The organism is Streptomyces sp. Z26 (genome assembly GCF_003665095.1).
Taxonomy (GTDB): Bacteria; Actinomycetota; Actinomycetes; order Streptomycetales; family Streptomycetaceae; genus Streptomyces; species Streptomyces phytohabitans.
In genome coordinates, this window is the sequence record NZ_RCHV01000002.1 from 5908632 (window position 1) to 5924636 (window position 16005).

General features: G+C 74.4%; 16 protein-coding genes. 11 read left to right on the forward strand and 5 right to left on the reverse strand.

Annotation, left to right across the window (positions count from 1 at the left end):
• Positions 1–115: 115 nt before the first annotated feature.
• From D7M15_RS25560 to D7M15_RS25570, 3 genes are all read right to left on the reverse strand, one after another.
• On the reverse strand, positions 116–889 hold the full coding sequence (locus D7M15_RS25560) for an AraC family transcriptional regulator (protein WP_121519651.1): 774 nt from the start codon (positions 887–889) through the stop codon (positions 116–118).
• A 110-nt stretch (positions 890–999) separates the two neighbouring features.
• Positions 1000–1698, reverse strand: a complete 699-nt coding sequence (locus D7M15_RS25565; protein WP_121519652.1) for a response regulator transcription factor — start codon at positions 1696–1698, stop codon at positions 1000–1002.
• 1 nt (position 1699) lies between these two features.
• Positions 1700–2653: a HAMP domain-containing sensor histidine kinase gene (locus tag D7M15_RS25570; RefSeq protein ID WP_121519653.1), complete on the reverse strand. Its 954-nt coding sequence runs from the start codon at positions 2651–2653 to the stop codon at positions 1700–1702.
• 395 nt (positions 2654–3048) lie between these two features.
• On the opposite strand from D7M15_RS25570, the gene D7M15_RS25575 reads away from it, so the two are divergent.
• From D7M15_RS25575 to D7M15_RS25620, 10 genes are all read left to right on the forward strand, one after another.
• The gene (locus tag D7M15_RS25575) at positions 3049–3354 is read left to right on the forward strand and encodes a DUF3040 domain-containing protein (RefSeq protein ID WP_121519654.1); all 306 of its coding nucleotides are present in this window, start codon (positions 3049–3051) and stop codon (positions 3352–3354) included.
• A 103-nt stretch (positions 3355–3457) separates the two neighbouring features.
• Complete coding sequence (locus tag D7M15_RS25580; RefSeq protein WP_206337423.1) at positions 3458–4510, forward strand: LacI family DNA-binding transcriptional regulator; 1053 nt, start codon at positions 3458–3460, stop codon at positions 4508–4510.
• A gap of 356 nt (positions 4511–4866) precedes the next feature.
• A complete protein-coding gene (locus D7M15_RS25585; protein WP_121519655.1) occupies positions 4867–5811 on the forward strand; it encodes a sugar ABC transporter permease in 945 nt (314 codons plus the stop codon).
• Positions 5804–6736, forward strand: a complete 933-nt coding sequence (locus tag D7M15_RS25590) for a carbohydrate ABC transporter permease (RefSeq protein ID WP_121519656.1) — start codon at positions 5804–5806, stop codon at positions 6734–6736. Before D7M15_RS25585 ends, D7M15_RS25590 begins: the two co-directional genes overlap by 8 nt.
• Before the next feature lie 107 nt (positions 6737–6843).
• Complete coding sequence (locus D7M15_RS25595) at positions 6844–8166, forward strand: extracellular solute-binding protein (RefSeq protein WP_121519657.1); 1323 nt, start codon at positions 6844–6846, stop codon at positions 8164–8166.
• A gap of 120 nt (positions 8167–8286) precedes the next feature.
• Positions 8287–9435, forward strand: coding sequence for a Gfo/Idh/MocA family oxidoreductase (locus D7M15_RS25600; protein ID WP_121519658.1), 1149 nt, complete (start codon positions 8287–8289; stop codon positions 9433–9435).
• A complete protein-coding gene (locus D7M15_RS25605) occupies positions 9432–10370 on the forward strand; it encodes a PmoA family protein (RefSeq protein WP_121519659.1) in 939 nt (312 codons plus the stop codon). The genes D7M15_RS25600 and D7M15_RS25605 overlap by 4 nt, the downstream gene beginning before the upstream one ends.
• 59 nt (positions 10371–10429) lie before the next feature.
• Entirely contained in the window at positions 10430–11170 is a 741-nt protein-coding gene (locus D7M15_RS25610; protein WP_121521389.1) for a cupin, read from the forward strand.
• Between the two features lie 103 nt (positions 11171–11273).
• Complete coding sequence (locus tag D7M15_RS25615; RefSeq protein ID WP_121519660.1) at positions 11274–12137, forward strand: LLM class flavin-dependent oxidoreductase; 864 nt, start codon at positions 11274–11276, stop codon at positions 12135–12137.
• Positions 12138–12200: 63 nt separating this feature from the next.
• On the forward strand, positions 12201–12809 hold the full coding sequence (locus tag D7M15_RS25620) for an FABP family protein (RefSeq protein ID WP_121519661.1): 609 nt from the start codon (positions 12201–12203) through the stop codon (positions 12807–12809).
• 60 nt (positions 12810–12869) lie between these two features.
• Here the strand turns inward: D7M15_RS25620 and D7M15_RS25625 are convergent, their stop codons facing one another.
• Positions 12870–13346 carry an SsgA family sporulation/cell division regulator gene (locus tag D7M15_RS25625; RefSeq protein WP_121519662.1) on the reverse strand — a complete coding sequence of 159 codons (477 nt, stop codon included), beginning with the start codon at positions 13344–13346 and terminating at the stop codon, positions 12870–12872.
• 279 nt (positions 13347–13625) lie between these two features.
• Here D7M15_RS25625 and D7M15_RS25630 point away from each other — a divergent pair, with 279 nt between their 5' ends.
• Positions 13626–14114, forward strand: coding sequence for a MarR family winged helix-turn-helix transcriptional regulator (locus tag D7M15_RS25630; RefSeq protein ID WP_240649484.1), 489 nt, complete (start codon positions 13626–13628; stop codon positions 14112–14114).
• Between the two features lie 50 nt (positions 14115–14164).
• Here D7M15_RS25630 and D7M15_RS25635 read toward each other — a convergent pair whose 3' ends face one another.
• A complete protein-coding gene (locus D7M15_RS25635) occupies positions 14165–15913 on the reverse strand; it encodes a serine/threonine-protein kinase (RefSeq protein ID WP_276314475.1) in 1749 nt (582 codons plus the stop codon).
• Positions 15914–16005: the final 92 nt, after the last annotated feature.

Sequence of the window (16005 nt, forward strand, 5' to 3'; positions counted from 1 at the left end):
CACCGGATGTAGCGATCGGGACACATGGCCCGGCCCGAAGCGGCCCCCGGGGCGCGGCGGTTGGCCGAAAAGCGCGCGGCTTTCCGGGGAGCGGGACCGGGAGGCGCGCGCGGGATCAGGAGGAGCGGAACGTCCCCGGCGTGAGCCCCGTCGTACGGCGGAAGGCCGCGCCGAACGCGCTCGCGGACCCGTAGCCGACCTCCTCGGCCACCGCCTCCACGTCCCAGCCGAGGGCGAGCAGCGCCACCGCGTGCTGGGCGCGTACCGCCGCGACCCAGCGCGCGAAGCTGGTGCCCGTCTCGGCGTTGAAGGCGCGCGTCACCGTACGGGCGCTCACGCCCAGTTCGGCGGCCCAGTCCGCGAGCGTCCGCCGGTCGCCCGGATCCGCCCGCAGCGCCTCGGCGACCGGGCGCAGGAACGCGGACGTGGGCGCCTGCACGAGCAGTTCGCGCGGGGACGGCTCGATCGCGTCGAGGACCATCGCCTCCGTGGTCGCGCGTGACGCGTCGGACAGCCCCGGCTCCCCGAGCCGTTCGAGCAGCAGCCGCAGCAGCGGCGTGATCTCGACGGTCACCGGCACGTCCGGTACGGACGGCGGGGTCCGGTCGAAGCCGAAGAACCCGGCCCGGAACCACGTCCCGGCCACCGCCGAACCCGAGTGCAGCGTCCCGGCGGGCATCCACAGCCCCAGCGACGGGGTGATCGTCCAGACGCGCGCGCCGACCACGGCGGTGGACGCGCCGCGCCCGTTCCAGAGCAGCTCGTGGAAGGCGTGCGAGTGCTCGCCCCAGGTGGTGTCGCGGGTGACGACCTCGTCGTAGCCGTGGATGCCGAACGGCGTCTCCACGGCGCCCGCGGCGACCACGGGCAGCGTACGGACCTCCCTCACCGCGCCCGCCCTCCCCTCGCCGCGTCGCGCGCTCCGACGGGACGATTATGCCCGGGTGCGCCCGTACGACCGCCGCCCGCGCCCCCGCCGCGGCCCGCCCGCGCCCCGCGTCAGGGCTCGATGAGTCCGGCGCGGATCGCGTAACGCGTCAGCTCCAGGCGGTCCTTGAGGCCCAGCTTGTGCAGCAGGTTCGCGCGGTGGCGCTCGACCGTCTTGACGCTGATCACGAGGAGGTCCGCGATGCCCTTCGACGTGTGGCCCTCCGCGACGAGCTTCAGCACCTCCTCCTCGCGGTCGGTGATCGCCTTCGCGGGCGGCGCGGAACCGTCCCGCGCCCGGTCCAGGTAGTTGCGGATGAGGGCGTCCACGGCGCCCGGGTAGAGGAACGGCTCGTCGCGCATGGCCGCGCGGCACGCCTCGACGAGGTCGCGGTCGGCGACGGACTTCAGCACGTAGCCGGACGCGCCCGCGCGCAGGGCCTCGAAGAGGAACTGCTCGTTGTCGTACATGGTGAGGATCAGGATGCGCACCTCCGGCAGCAGGCGGGCCAGTTCGCGCGCGGCCTGGAGGCCGGTGAGCCGGGGCATGGCGATGTCGAGGACGGCCAGGTCGGGGCGGACCGCGCGGGCCCGCTCGACGGCCTCGGCGCCGTCACCGGCCTCCGCGACGACGGTCAGGTCCGGCTCGTTGTCGAGGATGTAGCGGACGCCGCGCCGGACCAGCGCGTGGTCGTCCGCCAGCAGGATGCGCGTCCGCGGCGTCCCCCCGGCGTCCGCCGCCGTCCCCGCCGTCCGCTCGTGCTCCGCCATGTCAGCCCTCCCCGCCCCGTACGGGTACGGACAGCCGCACCTCCGTACCCCCGCCGGGCCCCGGCCCGACGGAGAGCCGCGCGCCGATCAGCAGCGCCCGTTCGCGCATGCCGCGGATGCCCGCGCCCTCGGGGGCGCCGCGCAGCCCCCGGCCGTCGTCGCGTACGCGCAGGTCGACGGTGTCCTCGCCGCGGTTCAGGGCGAGTTCGAGCCGGGTGGCGCGCGCGTGCCGTACGGCGTTGGTGAGGCTCTCCTGCGCGACGCGGTAGAGGACCAGCTCGGCCTCCTCGCCCAACGGGGGCAGGTCCGCCGCCAACTGCCGCCGAGTGGTGAGCCCGTCGTGCGCGGGGACCTCGTTCGTCAGCGAGGACAGGGCGCTGACCAGCCCCAACTCCTCCAGTACGCCCGGCCGCAGGCGGCGGGCGATCCGCCGGATCTCGTCCAGGCTGTCCCGGGTGCTCTCCTGCACGAGCCGCAGCTCGTCCCGTACGGGGGCGGGGGAGGCGTCCGCGACGCGCTTGAGTTCGAGGAGCACGGCGGTGAGCGTCTGCCCGATCTCGTCGTGCAACTCCTGCGCGATGCGCCGCCGTTCGGCCTCCTGCGCGGACAGGGCGCGCGCGGTGCTGGTGGCCCGCTCGGCCTCCAGCCGGTCGAGCATGCTGTTGAACGTGTGGATCAGGTCCGCGATCTCCCCGTGCCCCGCCGCCGCCGTACGCGGCCCGGGGCGCAGCAGGTCGGTGGTGGCCATGGCGCGGGTCAGGCGCTGCAACGGGGCGAGGCCGAGACGCAGCAGCGCCGCGTTCGCGATGATCATGACGGCGAGGCCGACGCTGAGGATCAGCGCCTCCGTCAGCAGCACCGGAGTCGACACGGTGACCGGCCCGAGCAGCAGCAGGGCCGCCGCGGCGCACAGCACCGCCGCGTTGAGCAGGAAGATCCGCCAGAACAGGGACACGGAAGTGCGGCCTCCTCGCTCACCGGCGCGGCGGTGCGCGCGTACGTACGGTCGTGCTTCCACCCTTACTGCCGGGCCCGCCGCCCCCGCGCGGCCACCGGCCGTACGCGCGCGGCGCGCCCTCCCGCCAGCCTGCCGTCCGCCGCCCGCCGCGTCCATCCGTGCCGACACCCATGTCCGGGGTGGGGGCGCGGCCCGCGTACGGGTCGGGTGACCGGGGAAATGGGTGCCGGTGCCGATGGCCGCGGCCGGGGCCCGGAGGCGAGGCTGGAGGCCGTACGGGGCGGGGTCCGGCGGCGTACGAGGGGGTCCGCCGCCGGGTCCCGCCGGAGCGGCGCGGCGGACACGGGCCGCGGGCCGGACCGTACGGGACGCCACGGAACGGGAGGAGAGCGATGCGCGACTTCGAGAACGACCGCGTCGGCGACGACGACCGCCTCGGCGACCTGGAGGAACGGCTGCGGCTCGACGACCCGCGCTTCGCCACCGCGCTCGCCGCCGGGGAGCCGACCAGCCCGCGCGAGTACCGGCACACCTCCGCCTGGTCGACGCTGGCGGTGGCCGGGGTCGTGCTCGGTACCGGCGTGCTGCTCTCCCACGGGCTGCTGCTGGCGACCGGGCTGGTGCTCGCCGGGGCCGCCGGGCACCTCTTCGACCCGCAGCGGCACGACGTACGCCGTCGCCCCCGCTCCCCGGTCTGACCCCCGTGGCGCGCGCACGCGCCGGGCCGGGCGGGCGCGCGTCCGTACACTGGGGCGGTGGAACGGGCGCGCACCGCCCGGCCGTACGGGGGAGGGGGCGCGCATGGCGGACGGGGTGCCCGCGCGTCAGCCGCTCCGGGAGAAGCCGCCGACCATCTGGGAGGTCGCCCGCCTCGCCGGGGTCTCCCACCAGACCGTCTCCCGCTTCCTGCGCAAGGACGCCGCCATGCGCCCCGAGACGGCCCGCAAGGTGGCGGCGGCCGTCGACGAACTGGGCTACCGGCCGAACCAGGCCGCCCGCACCATGCGCACCCGCCGGGCGAACCGGCTCACGGCCCTCCTCCCCGGCTCCACCGACCGCCTGTCGCCGGAACTGCTGCGCGGCGCCGCCGCCGAGGCCCACGAGGCGGGCTACACGCTGGACGTCGTGAGCCTGGAGGGCGACGCCGCCGCCCGCGCGGCCCGGCTCGAGGCGCTGCTCCAGCCGGAGAGCACCGACGGCATCCTGGCGTTCGCGTCCCTCGGGGAGACCGCCGGCGGCGTGACGCTCGCGGACGTCGAGGTGCCGTTCGTGACGGACGGCGTGTACGACGACAACATGCGCTCGCTCGGCGCGTTCGCGGACGCGTCACCCGCAGCCGTACTCGTACGGCACCTCGCGGACCTGGGCCACCGGCGGTTCGCGCACGTCGCCGGGCCGCCCGAGTGGGCGTCGGCGCGCGGGCGGCGCGCGGTGTACGAGGCGACCGTCGCGGAGCTGGGTCTGGAGTCGCGCGCCGTGGTCGAGGGCGACTGGAGCACCCGTTCCGGCTGGGAGGCGGCGACCCGGGTCGTCGGCGGGTCCGGGGCCACGGCGGTCGTCGCCGCCTCCGACCAGATCGCCTTCGGCGTGCTCACCGGCCTCCAGAGCCTTGGCCTCCGCACACCGGACGACGTGAGCGTCTGCGGCTGGGACGACTGGGAGGTCGGGCGCTACTTCCGGCCGACGCTCACCACCGTCGCCGTCGACCGCGAACTCCAGGGGCGGCACACCGTACGGCGGCTGCTGGCCCTGCTGCGCGGGGAGCCGCCGGTGGGGCCCGTCGCGGCGGCGGACCTCAACCGCGTCATCCTGCGCGAGTCGACGGGCCCGGCGCCGCGTCCGCCCGCCACCTGACCGCTCCGCGCCGCATCGCACCGGCCGGAGCCTTCAACCGCCCTCATGTGCGCGTTTGCGGCGATCGCCCGCCGTGCCGCCGTACGACAGCCGAACGGCCGCGCCACACGGACAGTAACCGCTTTCTTTCCCTGCGGGAAAAGCGGCGCAAAACCCTTGTGTGATCGATCACCCGAAACCTAGGGTCACGCACCACCGGCCCTCTCCGCCGTCGCGGACGCGAGCCGGGCGCCCGCGCGCAGGCACCCCCGTACGCGCGAGCACCGTCGTACCCGGGAGGAGATGGGCCTTATGTGTGCGAAGACGCTCCACGAGGCGGTGCGGGCGGCGCCGCCCGGCGGCCGGGACCGCGTCGGATGAGCGCGCTCGGGGAGTTCCGGACGCTCCGGCGGACGCGGGTGCGGCGGGGGTCCGGGGCGAAGCGTGAGGAGACGCCCGACAACAAGGCCGCCGCGCTGTTCCTCGCCCCCTGGCTGGTGGGCCTCGTCGCCATCACCGTCGGGCCGATGGCCGCGTCCCTCTACCTCGCGTTCACGGACTACAACCTGCTCCAGGACCCGCAGTTCACCGGCCTCGACAACATCCAGCGGATGCTGTCCGACGACCGGCTCGCGCAGTCCCTCCAGGTCACCTTCGTCTACGTGGTGGTGTCCGTCCCCCTGCAACTGGCCGTCGCCCTCGGCCTCGCCGTCCTGCTCGACCGCGGCGTACGCGGCCTCCCGCTCTACCGCTCGATCCTCTACCTGCCGTCGCTCCTCGGCACGAGCGTCGCCATCGCCATCCTGTGGCGGATGATCTTCGGCAACGAGGGGCTGGTCACCCGCTTCCTCGCCCACTTCGGCTACGACGGACCCGGCTGGGTCTCCGACCCGGACACGGCGCTGAGCACGCTGATCATCCTGCACGTGTGGACGTTCGGCGCCCCGATGGTGATCTTCCTGGCCGGGCTGCGTCAGCTGCCGCGCGAGCTGTACGAGGCGGCGTCCACCGAAGGGGCCTCCCGTACGCGCCAGTTCTTCTCCATCACGCTGCCGCTGCTCACGCCGATCATCTTCTTCAACCTGGTGCTCGGCATCATCGGCAGCTTCCAGTCGTTCACGCAGGCGTTCATCGTCTCGAACGGGATCGGCGGGCCGAGCGACTCGACGCTGTTCTTCTCCCTCTACCTCTACCAGGAGGGTTTCACGAGCTTCCGGATGGGCTACGCGTCGGCGCTCGCCTGGCTGCTGCTGATCATCATCGGCGCCTTCACCGCGCTCAACTTCTGGGCCTCGAAGTATTGGGTTTTCTACAATGACTGACGCCTCGCGGACCACGCCGCGTCCCGCGCCCCCGTCGCTGCCGGACCCCGCCCCCGCCTCCGACCCCGACCCCGTACGCCGTTCCGGGCGCTCCGCGCGCGGGCGCGTCTCCAGCGTCCTGAAGCACACCGGCCTGGTCGTCGTCTGCTTCCTGATGCTGTACCCGCTGCTGTGGATGGTGGCCAGCTCGTTCCGCCCGAACGACGACATCTTCACGGACTTCGGCCTCTTCGTCGACACGTTCGACTTCGACCACTACCCGACGGGCTGGGACGCGCTGGGCCACCCGTTCGACACGTACCTGGTGAACTCCCTGCTGGTCGTGCTCGGTTCGGTGATCGGCAACCTGGTGTCGTGCTCCATGGCGGCGTACGCGTTCGCGCGGATGCGCTTCCGGGCGAAGCCGGTCGCGTTCACGGTCATGCTGATCACGATCATGCTGCCGATCCACGTGCTGATCATCCCGCAGTACGTCGTGTACGCGCAGATCGGCTGGATCAACACGTATCTCCCGCTGATCGTGCCGAAGTTCCTGGCCACGGACGCGTTCTTCATCTTCCTGATGGTCCAGTTCATCCGCGGCATCCCGCGCGAGCTGGACGAGGCGGCCCGGATCGACGGGGCCGGGCACGGCCGGATCTTCGCGCAGATCATGCTGCCGCTGATGGTCCCGGCGCTGGCGACGACGGCCGTCTTCACGTTCCTGTGGACCTGGAACGACTTCTTCACGCAGCTGATCTTCGTCACCGATCCGGCGAAGTACACGGTGCCGGTGGCGCTGCGCTCGTTCATCGACGCGCAGATGACCTCGGACTTCGGCGCGATGTTCGCGATGAGCGTCGTCTCGCTGGTGCCGGTGTTCCTGGTGTTCCTGTTCGGGCAGCGGTTCCTGCTGCGCGGCATCGCCACGACGGGCGGGAAGTAGCCGTGCGGGGCGCGAGGGACGTACGGGGTGCGGCGGGCGTACGGGGCGGCGCGGCGCGTACGGGCGCGGGCGGACGGGCGGGACGAGAGAGCGGGAAAGGGACGACCATGACACTGCGTGTGCCACGGGCCGCGCGCGCGGCCACCGCCGCGCTGGCGGCCGGGCTCCTCGTCAGCGCCTGCGGCGTCGGCGCCGAGCCGGTGCGGAACCCGAAGCTGTCCGACGGCAAGGTCACGCTCACCATGAACTGGTGGGGCGCGGGCGAGCGGAACGAGCGGACGCTGAAGGCCGTCGAGCTGTTCGAGAAGGAGCATCCAAACATCGACGTCAAGCCCGTCTACGCCGACTGGAACGGCTACTGGGACCGGCTGGCGACCAGCACCGCGAGCGGCGACATGCCGGACGTCAACCAGTTCGACGAGGTGTACCTCGCCTCGTACGCCGACCGCGGCGCGCTCCTCGACCTGTCTACGGTCACCCGCTACCTGGACACCTCCGAGCTCGACGCGAAGATCCTCGACTCCGGCCGGGTGGGCGACACCCTGTACGCCGTCCCGGTGGGCGCGGCGCCCAACGCGATCCTCCTCAACACCTCGCTGTTCGAGAAGTACGGCGTCGAGGTGCCGGACACCTCCGACTGGACGTGGGAGGAGTTCGACGCCGCCGCGCAGCGCATGTCGAAGGCGTCGAAGGGCGAGGTGCGCGGCGTCGCGCCCTGGGGTGGCGACGCGTTCACGCTCAACGTGTGGGCGCGGCAGCACGGCGACGAACTCTTCGACAGGGACGGCGAGTTGACGCTGGACCCCGCGACGCTCGCGTCGTACTGGCAGCGCACCATGGACCAGGTGCGCAGCGGCGCCGCGGCCCCGCCGGAGCACCATCTGGAGATGCAGGGCGTGCCGTTGGACCAGATGGACGTCACCACGGGGAAGGCGGCGATGGGCTTCATCCCCGGCGGGCAGTTCACCGCCTTCCAGCAGGCGTCGCCCGACGACGAGTACGCCGTCGCCAACTGGCCGACGGACAGCCGCACGAAGAAGGGCTTCCAGTACCTGAAGCCCACCATGTACTGGTCGGGGGCCTCGACCTCCGCGCACCCGGCCGAGGCCGCCGTGCTCATCGACTTCCTGACGAACGACACCCGCGTCGCGAAGATCCTCGGCCTCGACCGGGGTGAACCCGCCAACCCGGCCGGGCGGGAGGCCGTACGGCCCACCCTGGACGAGAGCGGGAAGAAGGCGCTGGCCTTCACCGAGGCGGCGGCGCGGTACCTCGGCAGGCCCGCGCCGATCACGCCGAACGGCGCCAGCGACCTCCAGACCGTGGAAGTCCGCTACTACCAGCAGTTGCTCTCGGGCGAGACCTCGCCGAAGAAGGCGGCGGAGGACTTCCTCGCCGAGGTGGGCGACGCCATCAACGCGGCGGGCTGACGTCCGGAAACCGGGCGTCCGCACCGTCGTGAACCACCCCAAATGCCTTGTGTGATCGATCACTCCGACCTACAGTCGAAGACGCTGCAAGCGCTTTCCCCCCGCTGCGAGGAGCACCGCATGCCCCCTACGCCCGCCCGTCTGCGCGTCGCCGCCGTCGGTACCGGCGGCATCGCCAGCGGCGCCCATCTGGCCGCCCTGAGCGCGCACCCCGACCGCACGGAGCTGGTCGCGGCGGTCGACGTCGACGCCGCCCGGCTCGCCGCCTTCCAGGACGCCGCCGCTGCCGCCGACATGGCCGGGGTGGAGGGCTTCGCGGACCTCGGCGCGATGCTCGACGCCGTACGCCCCGACCTCGTGCTGGTCGCCACCCCGCCCGCGCTCCACCGCGAGCAGACCGTCCAGGCGTTGAAGGCGGGCGCCTGGGTGCTGTGCGAGAAGCCGCTGTGCCTGTCCCTGGAGGAGTACGACGAGGTCGCCGCCGCCGAGGAGGCCGCGCCCGGCTACGCGTCGGTCGTCTTCCAGCACCGCTACGGCTCGGGCGCCGTCCACGCCCGCGACCTGCTCACGGGCGGCGCGCTCGGCGCCCCGCTCGTCGCGCACTGCCAGACCACCTGGTACCGCGACGCGGACTACTACTCGGTGCCGTGGCGCGGCCGTTGGGCCACCGAGGGCGGCGGCCCGACCATGGGCCACGGCATCCACCAGTACGACCTCCTGCTGCACCTCCTCGGCGACTGGACGGAGATCCACGCCATGGCCGCGCGGCTCGTGCACGACGTGGAGAGCGAGGACGTGTCCACCGCGCTGGTCCGCTTCGCGAACGGCGCCGTGGCCACCGTGGTGAACAGCGTGCTGTCGCCCGACGAGGTCAGCCGCCTCCGGATCGACTGCGCCGACGCCACCGTCGAGTTGACCCACCTCTACGGGCACACCAACGACGCCTGGACGTACACCCCGCGCCCCGGCCTCGACGACGACGCCCGCGTCACCACGTGGCGCACCCCGGCGGCCGACCTGCCCAGTTCGCACGCCGCCCAGCTCGGCGCCGTCCTCGACGCGTACGAGCGCGGCGAACGGCCGCCCGGCAGCGGCGCCGACGCCCGGCGCACCCTCGAATTCGCCGCCGCCCTCTACAAGTCGGCGTTCACCGGCCGCCCCGTGCGCGCCGGGGAGATCACCGACGGCGACGCCTTCCACCGGTCCATGCACGGCGACCGGTCCGCCCCGGCCCTCGGGGGCCCGCAGACAGCCAAGGAGCCGCAGTGACCGCGCGTCTGACCACCGTCCACACCCTCGGCGACCGGATCGACGTCCGGGCGGGCGAGGCGCCCCTCCTGTCGTACGTCTACCGCCCGGACCCGGACGCGTTCGAGGCCCCGAAGCCGTACTTCCACCCCGTACGGACCCTCGCGGGGCGGCTCGTCAGCGGCTACCGGCCGAACGACCACCGTTGGCACAAGGGCCTCCAGATGACCGCGAGCCATCTGTCCGGCCAGAACTTCTGGGGCGGCGTCTGCTACCTCGGGCCCGAGCGCGGCTACGAGCGCGTGCCCGAGCGTGTCGGCTCCATGCGGCACGACGCGTTCACCACGGTGGCGGGCGCCGACGACCGGTTCGAGCTGGGCGAGCGGCTGACGTGGGTGGCGTACGGCGGCGAGGAGTGGGCCGCGGAGGAGCGCGGCGTCACGGTGCACTCCGTGGACACCGAGTCCGGGTCGTACGCGCTCGACTGGTCGATCCGGCTCACCAACCTCCGCGCCGAGCCGCTGCGTTTCGGCTCCCCGACCACGGCGGGCCGCGAGATGGCCGGGTACACCGGGCTCCAGTGGCGCGGCCCCCGCGACTTCACCGGCGGGCAGGTCCTCACCCCCGACGGGCCCGCCACCGACGAGGCGACGATGGGCACGGCCGCGGCCGACGCCCCGTGGCTCGGCTTCACCGCCGAGCACGACGACGTGGACGCGCACTCCACGCTGCTGTTCGCGCACGCCCCGGAGAACGGCGGCCCGGACGCGATCCACCCGTCGCACTGGTTCGTACGGTCCACGCCGATCCCGTCGGTGGCGTTCTCGTGGGCGTTCTTCGAGGAGTTCGCGCTGCCGCCGGGGGAGTCGTTCGCCTACCGGTACCGGATCGTCGTCGCCGACGGCGCCTGGGACCACGAGCGGGCGGCGGCCCACCTCGCGGGGCTCCCGTGGTGAGCGCCGACGGGCCGGGCGCGGGGGTGAGCCTGCCGCACCCGCTGCCGGGCGCGGTCGGCATGTCGCACCTGTCCGCGTACGACTGGGAGGCGGCGGACGGCGTCTGTGGCGGCAGCCCGCACCTGCACCTGGTGTGCACGGAGGCGTACGTCGTCACCGCGGGCCGGGGGGCGGTGCAGACGCTGTCCCCGGACGGCTACCGCGACATCCCGCTGGAGGCGGGCGCGCTCGCCTGGTTCACGCCGGGCACCGTGCACCGGATGGTGCAGGGCGGCGGATTGCGCGTCACCGTGCTGATGCAGAACAGCGGCCTGCCGGAGGCGGGCGACGCCGTCTTCACGTTCCCGCCGGAGGTGCTCGCCGACCCCGAGCGGTACGCGGCGGCGGCCCGCCTCCCCGCACGCGGCGGTCCGGAGGCGGAGGCCGCCGCCCGCAGGCGGCGCGACCTGGCCGTCGAGGGGTACCTGCCGCTGCGCGAGGCGCTGCGCGCCGGGGACGACGGGCCGCTGCGGGACTTCCAGCGGGCGGCGGCCGGACTCGTACGGTCGAGGGTGCCGCGCTTCCGCGAGCTGTGGGAGGCGGGCGCGCTGGCCGCCGCGCGGCGCACCGGGGAGCAGCTGGACGCGCTGGAGGCGGGCGACGCCGGGCACCTGGCGGACGCGACGGCGCGTACGGCCGGGCCCACGCACCACGGCGGGTACGGCATGTGCGGGCGCCGCGAGGAGTACGAACTGCCGGGCGCCACGCTGCCGTACGAGACGTCGGACCCGTCGGCCGCGACCGGGCCGCGCGGCGCGTAGGACCGCAGAGGAGGGCGCGGGCCGGGGACCTGGTCAGTCCCCGGCCCGCGCCGTACGCGCCCGTACGCCCGTGGGCGTGCGCGCGTGCTGGCAGGATGGCCGGATGCGCTACTCGCTGAACGTCCCCAACTTCGGTGAACTTCAGGACCCGCGCGTCGTCGCGGACCTCGCCCGTACCGCGGAACAGGCCGGGTGGGACGCGCTGTTCGTCTGGGACCACGTGCTGCACGTGCGCCGCGAGGAGCGCGAGATCGCGGACCCCTGGGTGTTGCTGACCGCCGCCGCCCTCGCCACGGAACGCATCCGGCTCGGCGCGATGGTCACGCCGGTGGCCCGCCGCCGACCGGCGAAGCTCGCCAAGGAGCTGACGACCCTCGACCGGCTCACCGGCGGGCGCATGGTGTGCGGCGCCGGTCTCGGGGCGCCGCTGGAGGACGAGTTCGCCCGCTTCGGCGACCCCTCCGACCCCCGCGTGGTGGCCGCCGCGCTCGACGAGGGGCTGGACGCGCTGGCGCTGCTGTGGTCGGGCGAGGCCGTGAGCTACCGGGGCGAACACGTCACCCTCGACGACGTACGCCTCCTGCCGCCGCCCGTGCAGCGCCCCCGCATCCCCGTCTGGGTCGCGGGCCGGTGGCCGAACAAGCCGCCGATGCGGCGCGCCGCCCGCTGGGACGGCGTGATCCCGCTGCTGCCCGGCACCGAGGAGGGGCGGCTGCCGGACGTCGCGGACGTACGGGACCTGGTGGCGTACGTGTCGGCGCGGCGGGCCGAGGCGGGCGTCGCGGAGCGGCCGTTCGACGTGGTGATCGGCGGGACGACGCCCGCGTCGCCCGCCGCCGCCGAGCAGGTGGCGACGTTCGGCGCGGCGGGCGCGACGTGGTGGGACGAGCGGATGCCCTTCGACGAGCGCCTGGACCGCGTGGGACCGATCCTGCGGCGCGCCGAGTACGGGCCGCCGCGCGCCTGAACCCGGCGGGCCGCGCGCCCGCCGCCCGCCTCCCGTTCCGTACGACCCGCTTCAGGAGCACCCGTGCACGACACCGCCCAGCCGGACCCGTACCCGCACCGCTACCCGTACCCCGACGCGTACGCGCCCGGCGGCACTCCCGCGCCGCACCCGCTGGTCGCGCCGCTGGCCGCGCTCCTCGGCACCTGGCGGGGGCGGGGGAGCGGCGGATACCCCACGCTGGACGGGGAGTTCGGCTACGAGCAGGAGGTCGTGTTCCGCCACGACGGGCGGCCGTTCCTCCACTACGAGGCGCGCGCCTGGCTGCTCGGCCCGGACGGCGCCCCGCTGCGGCCGTCGGCGCGCGAGAGCGGCTGGTGGCGGCTGCTGCCCGAGGGGCGCGTCGAGGCGCTGGTCACGCAGCCCACCGGGGTCGCGGAGATCGCGGTCGGCGGTGTCACGGCGGGCGACGGCACGGACGGGAGCGACGGGGACGGGGACGTGCTCTTCGTCGACCTCGTCACCGGGCACGTGGCACTCGCCCCCACCGCCAAGCAGGTCGACGCCACCCGCCGCCGCTACACGCTGACGGCTTCCGGCACCCTCGACTTCACGCACGACCTCGCGGCCGTCGGCCAGCCGCTCCAGCACCACCTCACGGCGCGGCTGCGGCGCGTGGGCGACGACGGCTGAGCACGTACGGCGGCTGCCGTACGGCCACCGGGCGCGCGACCGTACGTACCCGCCCGGCCGTCACGACTCCGGGCCGTGCTCCAGCAGTTGCCGTATGACCGAGTCCATGTCGAGGTGGTCGCCCTCCTGGCCCGGCGGCACGATGTGCTCGGTCCAGCGCAGGAACGCCTCCACGTCGGAGGTCTGCGCGCGCAGCAGCGCCGTGTCCGTCTCGCCGGAGTCGTCGTGCCCGGTGAGGAGGAGGTACGTGCTGTCGGCGTCGTCGCCGTGGCCCGGGTAGACGATCACGGCGCCCGCGCCCGCGCGGCGCGTGGTGCCCGCCGTGAGGAGTTCGCGGGACAGCTCCCAGGTGACGGGCGAGTCGCTGTCGGAGTGACTGTCGAGGTAGATCGCGTACGGGTCCTCGGCCGAGTACGCGAGGCAGGCCGGTACGGGGTAGCTGCGGCCCGCGGTGACCGCGTGCAGCATCAGGTGCGCGGTGCAGAGCCACGCGGTGGAGCGGAGCGGTGGGGTGGCGGCGGGTTCCTCGTGGCTCATCCGCGGCCCCGCCGCCGTTCCCGTACCGGGGCGGCGGACGGGGGAGCCGTACGGCAACTCGGCGCCGTACGCGGTGAGTCGGGTGTGTGGGGCTGCGTGGCGCCGCTGTGGCGGATCGTCATCCCGGGTGCCCCCTCCTGCTATCGGTCGTGCTGTGCGGTGGGTCGGCGCACGTGTCGAGCGGACATATGTGACGCGTCACGCGCATTCCAGCAGATAGTGGGTGACGCGTCAATCAAATCGCGTGACGCGTCACTGACGGGTCGTTAGAATCCGCCCGTGGACCCCGACACCCCCTGGCTGAGCACCGAACAGCAGCGCGTGTGGCGCAACTGGCTACGGATGAACACCGAGTTGTCGGCGGCGCTCCACCGTCGCCTCCAGGCCGACTCGGACCTCTCCCTGCCGGACTACGACGTGCTGGTCCAGCTCACCGACACCGCCGAGGCCCGCGTCCGCGTCCTGGACCTCGCGCGCGCCCTGCGCTGGGAGCGCAGCCGCCTGTCCCACCACGTCAAACGCATGGAGGGCCGCGGCCTCGTCCGCCGCGAGGAGGTCCCCGGGGACGGGCGCGGCGCGTACGTCGCCCTCACGTCCCACGGCCGTACGGTCATAGAGCGCGCCGCGCCCGCCCACGTACGGACCGTGCGGGGGCTCGTCGTGGACGCCGTCACCGACGCCGAACTGGCCGCGCTCGGCGCGGTCGTGGACAAGGTCCTCGCCCGGCTCGCGGCGGCCGAGGAGACCGCGCCACCCGAACGGTGCTGACGGGGTGGCGGGTTGACGCCGCCGCGCCCGTACGTCCCCAGCCGTCCCGCTCAGTCGTCGTCGGCGTCGAACCGGAAGCCGTCGCGCACGTGGTCGAAGACGCCCTTCTCCCGGTCCCAGTCGGCGCTCGGCGCCGAGAGGTAGATCGCGTACTCCTTCTCGCCCGGCTTCCCGAACCCCAGGTCCTGCGCGTGGAACTGCCGCGCCCGGCCCTCCCACGTGAACTCCCAGATGGCGGCGGGCATGCCGCGGTAGAGCGTGTCCTGCATCCGCAGCCGGTGGTAGCCGGGCAGCTTCCCCGCCTCCACCGACTCCTTCTCGTCCGTCCTCCACCGCTGCAACGGGTCCTTGCTGGCGAAGTCGAGGGCGGCCACGCGCAGGCTGACCATGCCCGCCGGGTCGATGTACGCGACGCCCTCCGCGTCGCCCTCCAACTCCTTGCGCGTCCAGTCCTCCGGCACGGGGAAGGCGACGCCGAACTCCTTCTCCCTGGCCAGGCGGTAGCCGTCCGGGACGGGGGAGGGCGAGGCCGTGGGGGCGGTGGGGCTGCCGGTCGGGCCGCCGCCGGAGCCGCCGCCCGTGTCGTCCCCGCCGTCGTGGCGGAGTCCGACGTACGCGCCGCCCGCCGCCAGCGCCGCCACGACGACCACGGCCGCCGCCCACAGCCCGGCCCGGCGGCCCCGGCGGGCGGAGGCGCCCTGGCCGGTGGGCGCGGTGGCGGTCGGGCCGGTCGGGCCGGTGGCGGCCGGGTGCGTCGCGGACACGGGCGCGGGGACCGCCGCTTCGGGCCCGCCCGGCGCCGCGGTGGCGCGCGGCGTCGTGGCGGGGGGCGTCGTGGTGTGCGCGGGGGCGGTCGGTGCCGCCGTGGCCGGTGTCGCGACCGGCCCGGGGACGGTGGGGCCCGTACGGGAGCCCGGCTCGTCGCGCTGCCCCGGCAGCCCGGTGACGACGCCGGTGTCCGCGATCTCCCGCAGACACCGCTCCACCTCGGCGGCCGAGGGCCGCGTCTCCGGCTCCTTGGCGAGGAGCCGCTCGATCAGCGGGCCCAACGGCCCGGCCGCGGTGGGCGGTTCGAGGGGATCGGCGGCTATGGAGTACGCCGTCTCCAGCGCGGTCGGCCGCCGGAACGGGGGGCGCCCCTCCACGGTCTGGTACAGCGTCGCGCCCAGCGCCCACAGGTCGGAAGCGGGCCCGGGGGTGCGGCCCTTGACGCGTTCCGGGGCGCAGAAGTCGATCGAGCCGATCATCTCTCCCGTACGGGTGAGCGTGGAGGCGTCGGTGAGGACCGCGATGCCGAAGTCCGTGAGGACGACGCGCCCGTCGGCGCCGAGGAGGACGTTGCCGGGCTTCACGTCGCGGTGCAGTACGCCCGCCGCGTGCGCGGCGGTCAGCGCGGCGAGCATGCCGACACCGACGCGGGCCGCCTCACCGGGAGTTCGCGGGCCGTCCTCCTTCAGGATCTCGTCGAGCGCCCGCGAGGGGACGTGCTCCATGACGATGCAGGGCACCGGGGTGCCGTCCACCAGGTCGTCCACGACGTCGTGGACCACGACGACGTTGGGGTGGGTGATACGGGCGGCGCTGCGGGCCTCACGCCGGGTGCGTTCGAAGAGGGTGGCGCGTTCGGCGTCCGGGAGGTGCGGGGGGAGGTGGAGCTTCTTGACCGCGACGTCCCGGCCCAGCACCTCGTCCGCGGCCTGCCAGACGGTGCCCATCCCGCCGCGGCCGACCCGCGCCAGCAGGCGGTAGCGCCCCGCGACCAGCCGTCCCGGCTCGTCGACCCCCGTGCCGTCCCACACTCCGCGCTCCTCACGCCGCGCCGCGCCCCGAACATGGTCTGTGTGTCGTGGCCTTGACACGATAGCCGCCGGAACCCGGTCCGCCGCAGGGG

Coding starts and splice junctions, on each gene's coding strand:
- D7M15_RS25565 (WP_121519652.1), bottom strand. CDS start 1,698: ATGGCGGAGCACGAGCGGACGGCGGGGACGGCGGCGGACGCCGGGGGG.
- D7M15_RS25575 (WP_121519654.1), top strand. CDS start 3,049: ATGCGCGACTTCGAGAACGACCGCGTCGGCGACGACGACCGCCTCGGC.
- D7M15_RS25580 (WP_206337423.1), top strand. CDS start 3,458: ATGGCGGACGGGGTGCCCGCGCGTCAGCCGCTCCGGGAGAAGCCGCCG.
- D7M15_RS25585 (WP_121519655.1), top strand. CDS start 4,867: ATGAGCGCGCTCGGGGAGTTCCGGACGCTCCGGCGGACGCGGGTGCGG.
- D7M15_RS25590 (WP_121519656.1), top strand. CDS start 5,804: ATGACTGACGCCTCGCGGACCACGCCGCGTCCCGCGCCCCCGTCGCTG.
- D7M15_RS25595 (WP_121519657.1), top strand. CDS start 6,844: ATGACACTGCGTGTGCCACGGGCCGCGCGCGCGGCCACCGCCGCGCTG.
- D7M15_RS25600 (WP_121519658.1), top strand. CDS start 8,287: ATGCCCCCTACGCCCGCCCGTCTGCGCGTCGCCGCCGTCGGTACCGGC.
- D7M15_RS25610 (WP_121521389.1), top strand. CDS start 10,430: ATGTCGCACCTGTCCGCGTACGACTGGGAGGCGGCGGACGGCGTCTGT.
- D7M15_RS25615 (WP_121519660.1), top strand. CDS start 11,274: ATGCGCTACTCGCTGAACGTCCCCAACTTCGGTGAACTTCAGGACCCG.
- D7M15_RS25625 (WP_121519662.1), bottom strand. CDS start 13,346: ATGAGCCACGAGGAACCCGCCGCCACCCCACCGCTCCGCTCCACCGCG.